This window comes from Nocardioides sp. Z24_21, from assembly GCF_058134345.1.
Window position 1 is genome coordinate 368,288 of record NZ_JBYTTH010000005.1, and the last position, 16,630, is coordinate 384,917.

The window sequence follows — 16,630 nt, forward strand, 5'->3', positions numbered from 1 at the left end:
TCAGCACGCCAGGTGGTCGGGGGAGTCGAGGACAGCGGCCAGCAGCCGCGGGAAGCCCCATTCGTAGAGGCCGTGCTCGCGGTCGATCTTCTCCCTGGCCTTGCAGCCGGTGGCCAGGCAGGCGGTCTCGACGAGGCGCGCGGTGGCCGGCCGGTGCAGCAGGTCGCGGCTCACGGCGTCGACGAGGTCCTCGAACCGGATCGGCTTCTTGGCCGGCACCCAGGCGCTCGGCCTGCGGTGGCGCAGGCCCTCGGAGGGCCACCAGCCGCCCGCCATCGACCAGTGCATGCTCATCGAGCCGAGCGCACGGGACGGGGACGCCCAGGTGGTGTCGGTGACCGGGGTGCCGTCGGGTCGCGGCCAGGCGTGGGGGGTGAGGCCCAGGCTTCCGGCCTGCCACAGGATCGCGTTGGCGGCGGAGTCGTTGCGGCGCGGACGCCCGACCTCGACGCCGAGGGCGCGGTAGGTCGCGACGACGTCCTCGCCGGGGTCGCGCAGCTTGTCGCCGGCCGACCTGGGGAACTCCTTGCTCGCCACGAGGGCGCGGAGCACCGGGACGATCGCGGTGTCGTTGCGCAGGTAGACCTTCGCGAGCCGGCGGACCAGCGCCGGCGGCGGCTCGTCGTGGACGAACTTGGTCGCCAGTCGCGTCGCGACGTGCTGCGCGGTCGACGGGTGGTGGGCGAGGTAGCGCAGGTACTCGCGGGTGACCTCGCGGCCGTCGGCCTTGCGGTTGTCGTGGCGGAAGCCGCGCACCTTGACCCGTCCGGTCCAGTGGTCCTCCTTGACGTAGGACCGCTTCCACGTCTTCCAGAGGTCCACGTGCCAGCCGGTGAGGATCCGCGCGGAGGCCTTGACGTCGTCCTCGTCGTAGTTGCCCGCGCCGAGGGTGTGCAGCTCGAGCAGCTCGCGCCCGAGGTTCTCGTTGGGGGCCCGCTTGGTGGAGGTCGCGGCGGAGAGGAAGATCAGCATCGCCGGATGGGTGGTGGTCTCGACCAGCATCTGGTCGAAGCGGCCGAGGGCGTGGCGCCGGATCGTGTCGCCGTAGTCGGCGCGCCACGTGAACTGGGCGTCGCCGGTCACCGGGACGTGGAGCATCGCCTCCCAGAACTCGGTCATCTTCTCCAGCACCGGGCGGCGCGTGCGGATGCGCCGGAGCAGCAGCCAGCGCCCGTAGTCCTCCATCACCTGCCAGCCGCCGCGGATCTCCTGGGCCTGGCGCTTCCACAGGTCGGCAGGCCTCCGGTCGAGGTCGGGCCACCACCCGCGGACGGCGTCGGCCGACCCGTCGGGGAAGGAGCCGGGCGCGGTGAGCTGCTGCTCGAACCACGCCGACGCGCCGCCTGCGCGCTGCACGTCGCGCGCGAGGGTGGCGTCGACGCCGTAGCCGAAGCGCGTCACGAGGTGACGCTGCGACGGTGGCAGCAGTGCAGATCGATCCTTGGCCACCGAGGTCCTCCCCTACGCGCGCCGCTTCTGCGACGGGCCACTGTCCCACGCCGAGGACCCCTTGCGAAGCCGAACCGAGATCCCATTTTGCGTGCGGACGCTCGCGTGCGGTCCCATGCGGTCGTGGAGATCGTCGAGCTCGACCCGACCGACCCGGTGGCCAGGGCTGCGTGGCACGACGTCATGGAGCGCGCGGTCCGGGCCGACCGCCCGCACGCGCTGACCACGACGCTCCAGGCGTTCGAGGTGACCGCCACCTCGCCCAGCACCCACTACGCGCGCACCTGGCTCCAGGCCGTGGCGGGCGGTGAGGTGATCGGCGTGGCCGAGCTCGAGCTGCCCCTGACCGAGAACACCGATGTCGCCTGGGGCGAGGTGCAGGTGCTCCCCGCGCACCGGCGCGCCGGCATCGGCCGTGCGCTCTGGCAGGCGCTCGTGGAGCGCGCCGGCGCTGCGGGCCGCACCCGGCTCGGGGGAGAGGTCACCGTCGACGTCGCCGAGCCGGGGCCGGCCCACGAGTTCGCCGCCGCCATGGGAGCGGTCGACAAGCACCGCGAGGACCACCTCGTCGCCGACCTGCCCGTGACCGCCTCGCCGGCGGACCCTGCCTACGACCTGGTGACCTGGCGCGGCCGGTGCCCCGACGAGCACCGGGCCGCCTACCTGGCGATGCGCAACCAGATGAACGCCGACGTCCCGACCGGCGACCTCGAGCTCGACCCCGAGGTCCTCGACGACGAGCGGCTGGCCTCCTCGGAGGAGCGGCTGATGCGGGCGTACGACGTCCGGGTGGCCGCCGCTCGCCGGCGTTCGGACGGCACCTTCGGCGGCTACTCGCTGCTCTTCGTCCCGCACGGCACCGACTACGGCTGGCAGGACGACACCCTGGTGATGCCCGAGCACCGCGGTCACCGGCTGGGTGCGGCGCTCAAGGCCGCCAACTACGCCGGCCTGCCCCCGCACGTCCGGCTCGTGCACACCTGGACCGCCCCCTCCAACACCGCGATGCACCGCACCAACACCGCCCTCGGCTTCCGGGTGGTGGAGCACATGTACGAGGTCGAGGCGCGGATCGCCTAGGGTGCGCCCCGAGGGGCGGTAGCTCAGTCGGTCAGAGCAGAGGACTCATAATCCTTGGGTCGTGGGTTCGAGCCCCACCCGCCCCACCTCAGCACGCTTCTGACCTGCGGAAACAGAAGAGCCCTCGCCTGACTGGCGAGGGCTGTTCCCTAAATACTCCCCACTTACACCGCGTGGAGCATGGGCTTTGACGTAGGCAGCACCATGACGGACGCTGCCCGTGTCGGCGTTCCGGTCCTGCCCAGGTAGTTCGCCGTAACGTTGGTGTCGGCGTGACCCAACTGGTTCGCAATCTCCGCGAGCGCAGCGCCGTTCGCGTCGAGCCAGGTCGCTACCGTGCGACGAAAGGTGTGCGTGCCTGCCCAGGGCACACCGGCCTTCGCAAAGACGTTGCGCAGCGACTTGCTGACGTTGTTCCGGTCACGGGGCTGACCTGCCTTGCTGGCGAAACGCGTCACGCCGAACACGAGCCCCTGAGTCCCGTGGAGGGCGGCGCGCTCGCGCAGCCGCTCGCAGAGGTCATCAGCCAGTGTGAGCACCCGGTCAGCGTTGGCGGTCTTAGTGCCCCGCACCCGAACCGTTCCCGCGTCGAGGTCTACGTCAGTCCAGAACACGCAATGAAGCGCCTCCGAGATACGCACCCCGGTGCCGAACAGGAACGCGGCCACGTCGGCAACGTCAGCCGCGCTCGCCTCCGCAGCCTGCATTACCGCTGACACCTCCTCCGAGGTGAATGCTCGCCGCGTGTCCAAGTGGCGCTTGCCGCAGGCGTAGTCGCAGCCCTCATCGGCGCACTTCCGGTCCCCGGCGCTCCCGACCTTCGATCCGGGCATGTGCACGCGGTGCATGACGCTGGCAGGGATCGCGCCACGGCGCTCAGCCAGTGAGAGCACGCCTCCGAGCACCTTGCGAGCCTGCTTGGCAGCAGTCTCGCCACGGCTGTCAGCAATGTCCGTGAGCCATGCTTCGATCTTGCCCACGTCGTTGGCCTTGGTCAGCGGGAGGTCCGCCAATACGCTCCCGGTGATGCATCGCCGGACGTAGCCCTCATAGTCGTAGATGGTCTGCGCGGCCAGGGTCTTGCCTTTTGTTTTCTGCCGACGCTTCCAGTCGAGCCACACGTCGGCCGCACGGCTGACCGTGGTGTCATGCCGGAGGAGTTCGTCTCCGCCACGGTGCTCGGTGCGGGCGTTCTGCACCTTGCTCTGCAGCGCCCGTCGAGCCGCTGCGTCAGTCCGTCCACTGGCGGTGACCTCGCGGCGCTTGCCGTTGCCGTCGTTGAAGTAGCCACGGGCCTGCACCTGACCCGTCAGGGTCGGGTGGGTCGTGGTCGTGATCTTGCCCAAGGTGTAGGGCGGGTTCGCGGGGCGAGCCATGGCGAGGGTTCCTCTCGGTGCCGGGGTGATGCTCAGACGGTACGGGTAAGTGGGGAATAGTTCAAAGCGGGTTCGAAAATGCTCCGCTGGGAATGAAGAACGCTGGCCGGTTGGCTCCGCCTACGGTGTCCGGCATGCCGAAGAAGGATGCTGGGGAAATCCTGAGACAGACCAGAGCGACCGTCCGTCACCTGCGTCGTTCTTGCCGCGACTACGACGACGGGGACGTTGACGAGTCCGTACGCATCGCAATGGCGGTGCGGGTGTTGCTCCACGACGGCACCGAGAGCCCCGGAGGCTTAGAGCAAACGGGGCACCGTTCCCGACTCTGGATCATGGACTCGGCGGGCACACTGGACGGCCAATTGAGCCCAGCGCTCCTGAGCATGCACGTCTCGGGCAATGGGCAAGTGGGCTACCTCCCCAGGTTCCACAATCGCTCACACGCTGTCGACCGGATGCCGTCCATCAGCGAGCAACTAGCGACCCTGATGCAAGGCGGCACCGTCCTGCGTCCACCCGGTCTGCACACTCGGTTCAACGCGTGGTGGGTTGCGTCGGGCGTCATGGGCGAGGCCGCAGAACAGGTGACCCGCCGCGACTTGGTTCTGTGGCTGGCGAACAAGGAAGGCGGGGGGCACATCAGCCCGCGATCCAGCGGTGGGTACCACCAACTCGCCCGCATGAACCAACTCGGTTGGAGCGGGACTGGCCCGTGGGGAACGACAGGCTTTGGTGATCCTGTTGCTCCCTCGGTCAGGCAGGTGGCGTGGGAACTACTGACTGCCATTGAGCACCAAGCCCCGGAACTCATTAGCGATCCGTAGCGCCAGCGGTAGGGGGGTATGACCCCTTGGCTACGCCACCCGGATCGGAGGTGGATAGCCGCGCAAAAACTGCCACGGTTGCAGGGTCGAAATCCGGAGCGCTTCGCGTTCGACCGTCAGGACGGGTGACCGGGCGACCGGGCATGAGGATCGTCCGGTGATTCGATCGACCTCCCGACGACCGTCGGCCTTCGTGCTTGCCTTCGACATTGTGTCGATTGAAGGTTCTGAATAACACGGGTTAGAGAGCATGGTGGGGGTCGGAACAACCCGACCCCCATCCAATGCCGCTGCGCTCGGCAGAGTGCCTCCTATGGCTTCCTACGCGGCCTTACGGACCAGCGAGGCGCTGGCGTGGAGCCTGATTCGCTCACGCCTTGCCGTGCCCCATGGGGCGGCGGGGTCACCGGGTGCTAGGGCGAACGTTCCGCCCGGCGATGAGTACCACTCATGAGAGCGGGCGAGAAGCCCGCTCCTTCGCAGCGCTGCCGCCTGTCCAGCGGTCAATCTGATGCTCTCCTCACCATTGAGGCGCGCTGACTTCTGCTGACTCGTCAACGCGAACATTCGACCCGTGGTCATGCGATTGCTGCCTGTTCGCCGGGGTGAAGGTTGCGCTTGCTGGCATTGCGTCGGTCCTCAGCCTCAGCCCTGCGCAACTCGTGCTGACTGGCGATGGCATCGCGCTCGCGCACCTCGTCGGCTCGCTGCTGAATCCACTCACCGCACGGCACCTGGCTCCGGTAGGTGAGCACAACGTCAATGACGTGCACGCCGTTCGTTCGGCTGGACTCACGCAGAGAGACGTCGGCCTCGCTCATGAGCCCGTTCCCGTCAATGCCGCCAATGGACTTCTGAGCGCGCTCGCGCAGCGCGCCAGCAAAGTCATTGATGTTGACTCCGGAGACGTTGACGACGGCACGCATCGTGAGGGTTCGCTCTCCGTCGTCGTTGACGACCTCGGAGACCTTGGGGTCGTTGCCCATTGCAACGCTCGCGCCGTAGGCCACGCGCCACCCCTCGGCAGGGTTCTGAATGTTGACGTGGTTGGTCGAGTACCCCTCGGTGCGGCTGTGCCAGGAGAAGATGTTGACGCACCACGTCTTCACCGGTGACATGCCTTGGGCCTGTCGGATGAGGGGCAGCCCGTCGAGTGCACCGAAGACCTGCATGGTCAGGTTGTCAACGACACTCACCGATGCGCCAGTCGGATTGCTCGTCTCGACACCAGCACCCGTGACCCATCGGGACTCGTCCCCAACGCGATTGCTGCTGACGGTCAAAGCGATTCCACGATTCCGCGCCTCGTTCTCAAGACTGCCGACCTCGATGGGGCGATACAGGCCGGGACGGAAGTAGTAGACCTCCACCTTGCCGGACTGCTCCCCGGTCGTCGGGTTGACCTCGACGGCGCGGGCCTTTGGCTCAACGATCACCAGGGCAAGCGCGTCGACGGGAACATCCTTGCTCCACTCCCGGTACGGCGCGTTGGTCGTAATGACCTCGACACCGGGGATCGCCGGACCGAAGGCCGGTGCGACGTAGTCGGCAATGAGCGTGCCGACGCTGGGCAGGTCGCGCTTAGCGGCCTCGATGCGCCGGGGGAGGAACGTGGTCAGGTCCGCAACTTGAGCGTCCTCGCCGAAGGCGACCGCGTATGCGGTCGGCTCTACGTCTTCGCCGCGTCGCCACCTTGCCTGTACCTGTGAGACGGCGGTAATGCCGTCCTTGATGTCCTGAGCCTTTGTCTTGACCTCCGAGAGCCGCGCCGTCAGCGCGGCGACCTCGGCCATAGATGCGTTGCGAGCGGCGTTGATGCGCTCCGCAGCGGAGGCAATGACCTCCCCAATGTTGGGTGCCTGGTTCTTTGCAGCCATGTGCATTCACTTCCTTTCTCTGGTGGTGCTATTGCCATTGGGCAGCGCTCACCAGCACGCCGGACGGGCGTGCAGTGGTCATTGCTGCTCAACGCTCCCTCGCCGGATAAGAACCGGAATGATCGGAGGGAAGTTTCATTGACGGGCCAGCCGCGCTAGCGTGCTGGCTCCTCTTTGGCCGGAGGTTTCGAACCCTCCTACGACACAAAGGCGTCTCTTGGTCGGCACGAAGTGCCGACCTTCATTGGTCGGCTACGAAGTAGCAGACCTATCTACTACGTAGTAGTAGTTTGTTCGCCAATTGGCGACACCTCACCACGCGTGGCGACAACTAAATGACGATCCCCAACGCGGCCAATTGGCGATACCTGGCTAGTCGAAACTGGGAACCATTGCCATGCTCGCCTCATAGGCTGCGACTTCCTCAAGGGTGCGCCGCGCGGAAGCGCGGGCACCTTCAGGTGCGTTCGGGTCCTGCAAGGTTTCCCGTGCTACCTGCTCCCACGCCGGACCTGGCCTCACGAGTCCGGCATGAATGTCGGCCTTGCGTTGCTCCCACGCTGTGACGCGCTCGGGGTGCGCTCCGTTGGTCCTCGCTTTTTCGCCTGATCGCGTGGCGGCCTCGATGTGGGCCGTTGCTCCGGTGGCGAGAGGTCTTGGCACGAAGTCGTTCGGGTCGTTGGACCTTGCCCGGTGCACCATGACCATGCCGCTTCCGGGGGCGTTTGCTCGTCTGGTGACGTGTTCACTCACTCTCTGTTCCTCCTGTGTCGTCGTGCTCTCCTCCTTGGTGACGAGCGCCGCTGATGCGGCGCTCTCGCTTGGCACTGTGAGCCGGACTGTCGGGCCACGGATGCCCTTCACGGCAGGTGCAATGACCACGAGCCAGCCCTGCTCAATGAGCCAGTCCTGCACGGCCTCAACAGTGCGCTTGCCTACTCCCGCACGCTTGGCGAGCGCGGCCTGACTCGGGTGAGCGTCGCCCGTGCCCGCGAACGTCGAGTAGGCACTCATTACGCGAAGGATCGACTTGCCAGCGAGCGCGCGCGTCCCCTTGCCGCTGCGCTGCCCTCTGAGGTCACCCACGCCTCGCGCGTTGGCCTCCGATAGCCAACATCTCGCCCAGTCCCTCGCCTTCAATGCCCGCTCACACGCAGATCGGCTCAACGGTGCGCTCCGCCTCATGCGCTTCTACGTCGCACAGGCGGTAGCGGATGCTTGATCCGATCCGCACATAGCGAACGCCCCTTCCTGCGGATCGGTCGTTCGCGAGTCGCCCGGTGCTCGTGCACCACCTTTGGGCCAACTCCTCCGGCCGGAGAAAGACGTTCGTGTGCCTCCCGATCAATTTGATACTCCCTTCGTAGATTGCCTCCCATGTTTGGGCGCGTTGGAATACGCCCCGTTCGGGGCGTGTCACCGCTCTTCACCACTCATGGCCGTTACGGCTGACGCTCGGTGACGGTTGCGAAGCGATCGCGTGCCCGTTGCACGTTCTGTGGCACGGACCCGTCAAGTCCAGAGCCACGGTGTCTGCGGGTGATGTTGGGAACTCTACGGTGGGAGCGTTCCATAACTCGCGCGTGCAGCGAACAGGCGACGGCTGCCCATTGCCGTTCGCTGGCGACTCAGGATGTGACTCAGCCGAGCCTGACAGAACTCGCTCGCGCTGATTCCTCCTCATCGGGAATCACATGCGGCCGCAACTATCCGAGCGCGTTGTCGCCCTATTGACGACAACGCGCCCAATGAACAAGTCGGATGACGACGTGGGTCGACGGCTCGCCTAGCGGTACCCAATTGGGACAGCGCCATGACGGCGCTGGCCTCCCTGGGGTGCGAGAGTCATTGCTAGACGACGACGCATGCTAGACGAGCAACGGCAGACCCGCAGGGCTTCCCCAGCGTCGCTCTCACGGCCTCTCAGGGCTGTCGTCGGCTCACCGACGCGCTCGGACTTGGGTGACGCGCGCAGGGCGCTCCTAGCCGCCCCTGAGTCCGCGAAGCCCTTGGCTCGCGGTCGTTCCCTAGTAACTCCCCAGGAATGTAGGGAATGAGAGTGATCGGGGGTGAAGGTGCCCATCCGGACGGGAGGAGGGTCACGCTCAGAGATGAGTCTCGGTGACCTGCCAGGATTCGGTTACGCAGGACTCCTTGGGTCGTGGGTTCGAGCCCCACCCGCCCCACGCAGGCTCGCGCGTCGCGGCGATCAGCCCTCCCCGGCGATGAGGAGCTGGTCGCCCTGCTCCTCGAGCTGCAGCCGGCCCTGCTCGGTCATGGTCCGGCCGGACGTCGTCACGAAGTCGATCGTGTAGGACGCCGTCAGGGTCTGCGGATCCACCCGGACGGCACGAGGTGTCGCCGACTCGATCGTGCTCCAGAACCCCGTGTAGCTCCCGAGGCCGCCGCTCGCGGCCTGGAACTCCGGGGTCAGCAGCTCGAACGTCGACGCGGGGTCGGAGGTGACCTGCGCGAAGTAGTCGCGGACGAACGCCCGCGCGGCGGCCGGCGTCGCCCCGGACGCGCCGGGGTCGGTGGTCGTCTCCTCGGACGGGCTCTCGGACGGGCTCTCGGTGGGCTGGGAGGTCGGGTCGGACGTGGGCTCGGAGGTGGGCTCGGACGTCGAGCCGGACGGCTCCTCCGAGCTCGGGTCGGCCGACGCGCCCGGCGCGTCGTCGCCGGCGGTGGACCCGGTCGGGTCCTCGTCGCGCGGCCACAGCAGCCATGCGCCGAGGCCCGCCACCAGCGCCAGCGCGAGCGCCGCGGCCAGCCACCCCGCCGACCGGCCGCGCGACCCGGCCGGGGTCGTGGCCGGCGGGGGAGTGGGGGTCGGCCCCTGCGGCGGTGGCGGGTCGTGGTCGGTGACCGGTGTCGACGCGGCGGCCGCCTGTGCCGGGGTGGTCGGGGTGGTCCGCGCGGCGTCCCCCCGGGCGGACCCCGGGCCCGACGTCCCCGTCGGGGCCGCCATCGCGACGGTCGCGTCGGGGTCGGTCTGCTCGGAGACGGGGACGGGCGTCGCGGGCAGCGGGGCGGTGCTCGGCTCGCCCCGCGCGATCCGTCGCAGGTCGTCGCGCACGCGCGCCACGGGCCAGCGCTGCGCGGGGTCCTTGACCATCATCACCGACAGCAGACCCGCGACGGCGTGGTCGCCGGTGAGGCGGGGCGGGTCCTCGTTCACGATCCGATAGAGGCCACCGAGGACGTTGTCGCCCACGTCGTAGGGAGGTCGCCCGACGACGGCGTGGTAGAGCGTCGCCCCGAGCGACCAGACGTCGCTGGCCTCGCTGGCCGGTTGTCCCGACGCGACCTCGGGGGCGAGGTAGGCGGGCGACCCGGTGATCAGCCCCGTCTGCGTCAGCGCCGTGTCGCTCGCGGACCGGGCGATGCCGAAGTCGCCGAGCTTGGCCCGGTCGGCGCCGGTGAGGATGATGTTGCTGGGCTTGACGTCGCGGTGCACGATGCCGGCCGACCCGGCCTCCAGCAGCGCGTCGGCGGCCTGGGCGAGGATCGCCGCCGCGCGACGGTCGGGCAGCGGGCCCTCGCTCGCGACCAGCTCCGCCAGCGTGTGGCCGTCGACGTGCTCCATGACGAGCCAGTAGCAGTCCTCGTCCTTGACCAGGTCGAAGATCGACACGACGTGGGGGTGGTTGATCCCGGCGGCCAGGCGCGCCTCGCGCTGGGCTCGTACGACGTCGTCGTCGGTGGTGCCCGGGAGCAGGCCGATGCGCTTCACCGCGACCGGGCGGTCGAGCAGCTCGTCGTGCGCGAGGTGGACCACCCCGGCTCCACCGCGGCCGATCTCCCTCTCCAGGCGATACCTGCCTGCGATCACGTGTCCCCCTCTCGTGGCTGACGCACAAGGCTAGTCAGCTGCGCGGCGGCGTCCTCACCCCATGGGGCCCGCCCAGGGGGTACTAGCACCATCGGCCATCTCGCCGGCGCTGCGGCGCTCGCGCAGGCTGGGTCACACCTACCGAGGAGGACCCATGACCCGCACCACCGCCCGTACCCCAGCCCGTCCCACCCCTCCCACGTCGGCGACCCGCGACCTCGCCGGCTTCCTCGCCCGGGTTGCTCGCCGTGGCCGTCGCCCTGGCCGCCCTGCTGCTCGGGTCGCTCACGACGGTGGCCGCCGACGCGGCTGACGCCGTCGACCCGGCGAGCGCCGAGCACCCGACGTCGTGGCGCGGCGGTGGTGACGACCACGACCACGATGACGACCACGATGACGACCACGATGACGACCACGATGACGACCACGATGACGACCACGATGACGACCACGATGACGACCACGGCAGTCACGGTGGCGGCACCGACGACGGTCCGGGCGACGACAACGGCGGCAGCGGCGACAGCGGCGGGCGCGACGACGACCGGGTGATCCGCACCGGCGCCTGCGGCGCCGGTGCCGACTGGAAGCTCAAGGTCAAGACCGATGACGGCCGGCTCGAGGTCGAGGGTGAGATCGACAGCTTCGTCGCCGGCCAGCAGTGGCGCTGGACGCTGCGCCACAACGGCTCGGTCAGCGACCGCGGGGTCGGCACCACCACCGCGCGCAGCGGCTCCTTCGAGGTCGAGCGCAAGGTCGTCGACCTGCGCGGCACCGACACCCTCGCGTTCCGCGCCGTCCGTGCCGGGCAGACGTGCGCTGGTGTGGTCAACTACTGACCTTCCACTGATCTCCCCGGGGGACGATCCGCATGCGATGGCTCACGAGTCCCGTGGTGCAGTTCCTGGCCGCGGGATTCGCCACGCTCGTGGTCGTCGTCGTCGCGACCAGCGCCCTGAGCCGCTCGGCCGCCGACGAGGAGGCCGTCGCCGATGCCCGCTCGCTGACCCGCGTGCTCGCCGCGTCGGTGGCCGAGCCGGCGATCCCGCCGGGCCTCCGCGACGGCGACGCCGCCGCCATCGACCGGATGGACCGCACGGCGCTCGACCGGCTGCTCGTCGACGACGTGCTGCGGATCAAGCTCTGGGACGCCGACGGCACGGTGGTCTACAGCGACCGCACCGAGCTGATCGGCACGGTCTACCCGCTCGGCGACGACGAGCTCGAGGTGCTGCGCGAGGGCGGCACCGATGCCGAGCTGTCCGACCTCTCCCGCCCCGAGAACCGCTACGAGCGCGACCTCGGTGGCGACCTGCTGGAGGTCTACACCCGCGTCCGGTCCCCCGAGGGCGAGCCCCTGCTCTTCGAGGCCTACCTCGGCGTCGACGACATCCGGGCCAGCCGCGCGCAGATCCTCGACCGCTTCCTGCCGATCACCATCGGCGCCCTCGTCGCCCTGGTGGCGCTCGGCACCCCGCTGGTCGTGCTCCTGTCGCGGCGTCTCACGCGGGCGGCGCGCGAGCGCGAGCGCCTCCTGGAGGCGGCGGTACGCGCCTCCGACGCCGAGCGGCTGCGCATCGCCCGTGATCTGCACGACGGCGTCGTCCAGGACCTGTCCGGCTCGTCGATGGCGCTCTCGGCGCTGGCGGCGCGGTCCGACGAGCAGCACCGGCGCGAGCTCGAGGACGTCGGCCGGTCCCTGCGGGTCAGCATGCGGTCACTGCGCTCGCTGCTGGTCGACATCTACCCGCCCGACCTGCACACCGCGGGCCTGGCGGCGTTGATCGACGACCTGGTCGCCCCGCTCGCCGCGTCGGGCACCCGGGTCGACGTCGACGTGAGCGGCACCGGCGACGTGCCCCGCTCGGCGCTCGCGCTGGTGTGGCGGGTGGCGCAGGAGTGCGTGCGCAACGTCGCGAGGCACGCCCGCGCCGACCGGATGTCGCTCACCGTGCGTCGGGAGGACGACCGACTGGTCCTGGAGGTGGTCGACGACGGCGTCGGGTTCGACCCGGGCGCCAGCGGCGACGACGACCACTTCGGCCTGCGGGCGGCCGAGAGCCTCGTGCGCGAGCACGGCGGCACCTGGGAGGTGGAGTCGGCACCCGGCTCGGGGACGATGGTGCGCGTGGAGGTGCCGGTCGGATGATCCGTGTGGTGGTGGCCGACGACCACGCAGTCGTGCGCCGCGGCCTGGCCGGCCTGATCGAGTCGTCCGACGACCTCGAGGTCGTCGGCGTGGCCAGGGACGGCAACGAGGCGGTCGAGCAGGTGCGCGAGCACACCCCGGACGTGGTGGTGATGGACCTGCAGATGCCCGAACTCGACGGTGTCGCCGCGACCCGCGCGATCGTCGGGGCCGGCGGGAGCACGGAGGTGCTGGTGCTGACATCGTTCTCCGACCACGCGCGGATCGACGCGGCCATCGAGGCCGGTGCGGTGGGCTACCTGCTCAAGGACGCCGAGCCGGACGTCCTCCTCGACGGCATCCGCGCGGTCGCACGCGGGGAGTCCCCCCTCGACCCCCGCGCCGCGAGGCGCGTGCTGTCGCGCCGCCGCTCGGCGCCCGGCGCGACCGGCCAGGGCACGGCGGAAGCAGAGCTGTCTCCGCGGGAGGCGGAGGTGCTGCGCCTCGTGGTCGAGGGGCTGCTCAACAAGCAGATCGCCCAACGCCTCGGCATCACGGAGCGCACCGTCAAGGCCCACCTCACCTCGGCCTACCAGCGGATCGGGGTCGCCGACCGGACCCAGGCAGCACTGTGGGTCCAGCGTCACGACCGCGACGGGCCGTCGACCAGCCCTGCGGCGCCCTAGCCCTCGCCGGCGATGAGCAGCCGGTCGTCGCGCCGCTCGAGCTGGAGCCGTACGCGCTGGGTGCTGCGCTCGCCCGACTTCATCACGTAGTCGACGGTGTAGCCCACCGTGAGGTCGGAGGGATCGCTGGTGACGTCCACCAGCGAGGCGGAGCGCACCTGACTCCACCACCCCATGTAGCCCTCGAAGCCCCCGCTGGCGTCCTGGAACTCCGGGGTGAGCTGGTCGAACGCGCCCCGGGGGTCGCTGGTCACGGTGGAGAGGTAGGAGCCGATGAAGGCGTCCATCTGCTTGCGGGTGTCCTCGGCGGTGGCCGGGGGAGCGCTGCCGACCGGGGTCTGCGAGGTCTCCGGCGACGTGCGCTGTCGTTCCTCGGGGAGCGCCTCGGGCGTGCCGCGCCCGGCCCAGACGTACGCCGCGGCGATTGCGGCGAGCGCCAGCGCGGCCGCGGCCACCGGCCACGCCCAGCGGGCGGCGCGCCGACGCCGCGGCGGGCCGAGTGCGGGGGCCGGCTCGCGAAGGGTCGGCAGCTCGCCGGTGCGTTCACGGCGGGCCGTGGTCGTGTCCGGCGCCGGGGCGACGGTGGAGGCCTGTCCGCGCGCGACGCGGGCCAGCTCGTCGCGCACGCGGGCCATCGGCCAGCGGGCGTCGGGGTCGCGGTTCATCATCATGGTGAGCAGGCCGGCCAGCGGGTGGTCGTCGGGCAGTCGCGGCGGGTCCTCGTGCACGATCTTGTAGAGCGCGCCGATGAGGTTGTCGCCGACGTCGTAGGGCGGCGTGCCGGTGACGGCGTGGTAGAGCGTCGCGCCCAGCGACCACACGTCGCTCGCGGGGGTGGCCGACGCGCCGGAGGCGACCTCGGGAGCCAGGTAGGCGGGGGAGCCGGTGACCAGGCCGGTCTGGGTGAGCGAGTGGTCGTCCTCCGACCGGGCGATCCCGAAGTCGTTGAGCTTGGCCGACCCGCCGGAGATCAGGATGTTGCTCGGTTTGACGTCGCGGTGGACGATGCCGTGCGCGTGGGCCTCGACGAGCGCGTCGGCAGTCTGGGCGAGCAGGGCGGCGGCCTCCTCGGCGGCCAGTGGCCCGGACGTCGCCACGCGCTCGCTCAGCGTCTCGCCGTCGACGTACTCCATCACCAGCCAGCGCACGTCCTGCTCGTCGACGAGGTCGAAGACCGAGACGACGTGGGGGTGGTTGAGCGCCGCGGCCAGCCGCGCCTCGCGCTCGGCACGCTCCACCCCGGCGCTGTCGGAGCCCGGGATCACACCGATCCGCTTGATCGCCACCAGCCGGCCCAGCACCTCGTCGCGGGCGAGGTGCACCGTGCCGGACCCGCCGCGCCCGATCTGCCTCTCGAGCGTGTACCTGCCTGCGATCACGTGCCGTCCCTCCTGCGTCGTCGCCCTAGGCTAGTGCCCGTACCCGAGTCCGCCCCAGCAGAAGGAACACCCCCGTGACGACGCCCAATGTCCTCGACGAGCTGGAGTGGCGCGGCCTCGTCGCGCACTCCACCGACCGCGATGCGCTCCGCGCCGCGCTGGGCGAGGGGAGCGTCAGGTTCTACGTGGGCTTCGACCCCACGGCCCCCAGCCTCCACATGGGCAACCTGGTCCAGCTGGTCACCGCCCGGCGCCTCCAGGACGCCGGTCACACGCCGTACATCCTGGTCGGCGGGGCCACCGGGATGATCGGTGACCCGCGCGACTCCGGCGAGCGCACCCTCAACTCCCTCGACACGGTGAAGGAGTGGACCGAGCGGGTGCGCCGGCAGGTCTCGCGCTTCGTCAGCTTCGAGGGCGACAACGCCGCCACCACGGTCAACAACTACGACTGGACGGCGTCGCTGTCGACGATCGACTTCCTGCGCGACATCGGCAAGCACTTCCCGGTCAACCGGATGCTCGCCCGCGACACCGTGCGGCGCCGGCTCGAGTCGGGCATCAGCTACACCGAGTTCTCCTACGTCCTGCTGCAGTCGATGGACTACCTCAACCTCTTCCGCGAGCACGGCGTGCGGCTGCAGTTCGGGGGCTCGGACCAGTGGGGCAACATCACCGGGGGAGCCGACCTGGTCCGCCGGGTCACGGGCGAGAACGCGTACGGCTTCGCGACGCCGCTCATCACCAAGACCGACGGCACCAAGTACGGCAAGACCGAGGGCGGCGCCCTGTGGCTCGACCCCGAGATGCTCTCCCCCTACGCCTTCCACCAGTTCTGGCTCAACGTCGAGGACGAGAAGGTCGGTGAGCTGCTGCGCATCTTCACCTTCCTCTCCCGCGAGGAGATCGAGGACCTCGAGCAGCAGACGGTCGACAAGCCGTTCCTGCGCGCGGGCCAGAAGCGGCTCGCCGACGAGGTCACCGCGCTGGTGCACTCCGAGGAGGAGGTCGAGCACGCCAAGGCCGCCGCCGCCGCGCTGTTCGGTGGGGGAGACCTCGCCGCCATCAAGCCCGACACCCTCGCCGCCGCCCTGCGCGAGGCCGGCGGCACGACGCTCCCCGCCGGCGAGCTGCCCGGCATCCTCGACCTGCTCGTGGCAGCCGGCCTCGCCAAGAGCAAGGGGGAGGCCCGGCGCACCGTCGCCGAGGGCGGCGCCTACCTCAACAACGTCCGCGTGGAGGACCCCGAGCTCCGGCCGACCGACGCCGACCTCGTCGCCGGATCGTGGCTGGTGCTGCGGCGCGGGAAGAAGAACTTCGCCGGTGTCGAGGTGTCCTGAGGACGCGGTGGGCGGGCGCTCGCGGACCCCTCCCACGGGGTGCGGGGACGCGCTCCCACCCGCCCCAAGGGCCCCAACAGGCCGCTGACCTGCGGAAACGCAGATGTGCGCGCGGTCACACCGTTTCGATTTGCGCGATCGGTGCGGAGTGAATAATGTTCTCTTTGTCGCCAGGGAGCGGCGGGGAGCAAGACCGGTCAGGTCGGGCTCCCGGCCCCGGGCAGGACAACCCGAAGCGGTCATCGGTCACGGTGACACCACCGGGTCAGAGCGAAACAGCCGAGGATTTGCCACGGCAGAAAGTCGCTCGCTAGGTTTGACCAGTTGCCTCACGCAACCGAGATCCTCACCGGATCGCGATGTGGGTGCGTCTGATACTTGAGAACTCAACAGTGTGTTTGATTAGTCGACGAATTAGTTTGTTTTGCCCCGTTGACGTCATGTTCTGGCTTGTGCCTTTGGGTGTGGGTTGGTGGATGGTGTCGCGGTTTCTTTGACGATGATTCTGACAACATGTCAGTTTCGTTTTTTGTCATGGATGTGGCTCTTATTGATTGTCGTGCTTGTGTCTGCTGCCTGTTTGGTGGTGGGTGTGGGTGCGTGTTTTTCGATGGAGAGTTTGATCCTGGCTCAGGACGAACGCTGGCGGCGTGCTT

13 protein-coding genes and 1 tRNA gene are annotated in these 16,630 nt (G+C 69.5%); 8 read left to right on the forward strand and 6 right to left on the reverse strand.

Annotation, left to right across the window (positions count from 1 at the left end):
* The gene (locus tag AC3X7Z_RS17245) at positions 1-1,401 is read right to left on the reverse strand and encodes a DUF1800 domain-containing protein (RefSeq protein WP_489976698.1); all 1,401 of its coding nucleotides are present in this window, start codon (positions 1,399-1,401) and stop codon (positions 1-3) included.
* Positions 1,402-1,572: 171 nt separating this feature from the next.
* Between AC3X7Z_RS17245 and AC3X7Z_RS17250 the strand changes: the two genes are divergently transcribed.
* On the forward strand, positions 1,573-2,529 hold the full coding sequence (locus tag AC3X7Z_RS17250) for a GNAT family N-acetyltransferase (RefSeq protein ID WP_489976699.1): 957 nt from the start codon (positions 1,573-1,575) through the stop codon (positions 2,527-2,529).
* A gap of 12 nt (positions 2,530-2,541) precedes the next feature.
* Positions 2,542-2,615: transfer RNA gene (locus tag AC3X7Z_RS17255), tRNA-Ile, on the forward strand.
* Positions 2,616-2,693: 78 nt separating this feature from the next.
* On the opposite strand, the gene AC3X7Z_RS17260 is transcribed toward AC3X7Z_RS17255, so the two are convergent.
* Positions 2,694-3,905: a tyrosine-type recombinase/integrase gene (locus tag AC3X7Z_RS17260; protein WP_489976700.1), complete on the reverse strand. Its 1,212-nt coding sequence runs from the start codon at positions 3,903-3,905 to the stop codon at positions 2,694-2,696.
* A gap of 134 nt (positions 3,906-4,039) precedes the next feature.
* On the opposite strand from AC3X7Z_RS17260, the gene AC3X7Z_RS17265 reads away from it, so the two are divergent.
* A complete protein-coding gene (locus AC3X7Z_RS17265; RefSeq protein ID WP_489976701.1) occupies positions 4,040-4,732 on the forward strand; it encodes a hypothetical protein in 693 nt (230 codons plus the stop codon).
* A gap of 578 nt (positions 4,733-5,310) precedes the next feature.
* Here AC3X7Z_RS17265 and AC3X7Z_RS17270 read toward each other — a convergent pair.
* From AC3X7Z_RS17270 to AC3X7Z_RS17280, 3 genes are all read right to left on the reverse strand, one after another.
* Positions 5,311-6,609, reverse strand: coding sequence for a hypothetical protein (locus tag AC3X7Z_RS17270; RefSeq protein ID WP_489976702.1), 1,299 nt, complete (start codon positions 6,607-6,609; stop codon positions 5,311-5,313).
* 372 nt (positions 6,610-6,981) lie between these two features.
* Positions 6,982-7,623, reverse strand: coding sequence for a hypothetical protein (locus AC3X7Z_RS17275; RefSeq protein ID WP_489976703.1), 642 nt, complete (start codon positions 7,621-7,623; stop codon positions 6,982-6,984).
* Between the two features lie 1,195 nt (positions 7,624-8,818).
* Entirely contained in the window at positions 8,819-10,441 is a 1,623-nt protein-coding gene (locus AC3X7Z_RS17280) for a protein kinase domain-containing protein (protein ID WP_489976704.1), read from the reverse strand.
* Positions 10,442-10,689: 248 nt separating this feature from the next.
* Between AC3X7Z_RS17280 and AC3X7Z_RS17285 the strand changes: the two genes are divergently transcribed.
* The 3 genes from AC3X7Z_RS17285 to AC3X7Z_RS17295 are packed head-to-tail and all read left to right on the forward strand — an operon-like array spanning position 10,690 to position 13,255.
* A complete protein-coding gene (locus tag AC3X7Z_RS17285) occupies positions 10,690-11,280 on the forward strand; it encodes a hypothetical protein (RefSeq protein ID WP_489976705.1) in 591 nt (196 codons plus the stop codon).
* Between the two features lie 32 nt (positions 11,281-11,312).
* Positions 11,313-12,590 (forward strand): sensor histidine kinase, encoded by a 1,278-nt coding sequence (locus AC3X7Z_RS17290; protein WP_489976706.1) that lies wholly within the window; start codon positions 11,313-11,315, stop codon positions 12,588-12,590.
* Positions 12,587-13,255, forward strand: coding sequence for a response regulator (locus AC3X7Z_RS17295; protein ID WP_489976707.1), 669 nt, complete (start codon positions 12,587-12,589; stop codon positions 13,253-13,255). Before AC3X7Z_RS17290 ends, AC3X7Z_RS17295 begins: the two co-directional genes overlap by 4 nt.
* Here the strand turns inward: AC3X7Z_RS17295 and AC3X7Z_RS17300 are convergent.
* Positions 13,252-14,634: a serine/threonine-protein kinase gene (locus AC3X7Z_RS17300; protein WP_489976708.1), complete on the reverse strand. Its 1,383-nt coding sequence runs from the start codon at positions 14,632-14,634 to the stop codon at positions 13,252-13,254. The two genes, AC3X7Z_RS17295 and AC3X7Z_RS17300, sit on opposite strands and share 4 nt — an antisense overlap.
* A gap of 74 nt (positions 14,635-14,708) precedes the next feature.
* On the opposite strand from AC3X7Z_RS17300, the gene tyrS reads away from it, so the two are divergent.
* Both tyrS and AC3X7Z_RS17310 read left to right on the forward strand, forming a co-directional pair.
* Positions 14,709-15,974, forward strand: coding sequence for a tyrosine--tRNA ligase (gene tyrS / locus AC3X7Z_RS17305; RefSeq protein ID WP_186341771.1), 1,266 nt, complete (start codon positions 14,709-14,711; stop codon positions 15,972-15,974).
* Positions 15,975-16,446: 472 nt separating this feature from the next.
* Positions 16,447-16,630: hypothetical protein (locus AC3X7Z_RS17310; protein WP_489976709.1), on the forward strand; the 184-nt coding region annotated here is incomplete at its 3' end.

Excerpts from the sequence above, each read along its gene's own strand:
- AC3X7Z_RS17265 (WP_489976701.1), top strand. The coding sequence starts at position 4,040 with ATGCCGAAGAAGGATGCTGGGGAAATCCTGAGACAGACCAGAGCGACC.
- AC3X7Z_RS17295 (WP_489976707.1), top strand. The coding sequence starts at position 12,587 with ATGATCCGTGTGGTGGTGGCCGACGACCACGCAGTCGTGCGCCGCGGC.
- AC3X7Z_RS17275 (WP_489976703.1), bottom strand. The coding sequence starts at position 7,623 with ATGAGTGCCTACTCGACGTTCGCGGGCACGGGCGACGCTCACCCGAGT.
- AC3X7Z_RS17270 (WP_489976702.1), bottom strand. The coding sequence starts at position 6,609 with ATGGCTGCAAAGAACCAGGCACCCAACATTGGGGAGGTCATTGCCTCC.
- AC3X7Z_RS17260 (WP_489976700.1), bottom strand. The coding sequence starts at position 3,905 with ATGGCTCGCCCCGCGAACCCGCCCTACACCTTGGGCAAGATCACGACC.
- AC3X7Z_RS17290 (WP_489976706.1), top strand. The coding sequence starts at position 11,313 with ATGCGATGGCTCACGAGTCCCGTGGTGCAGTTCCTGGCCGCGGGATTC.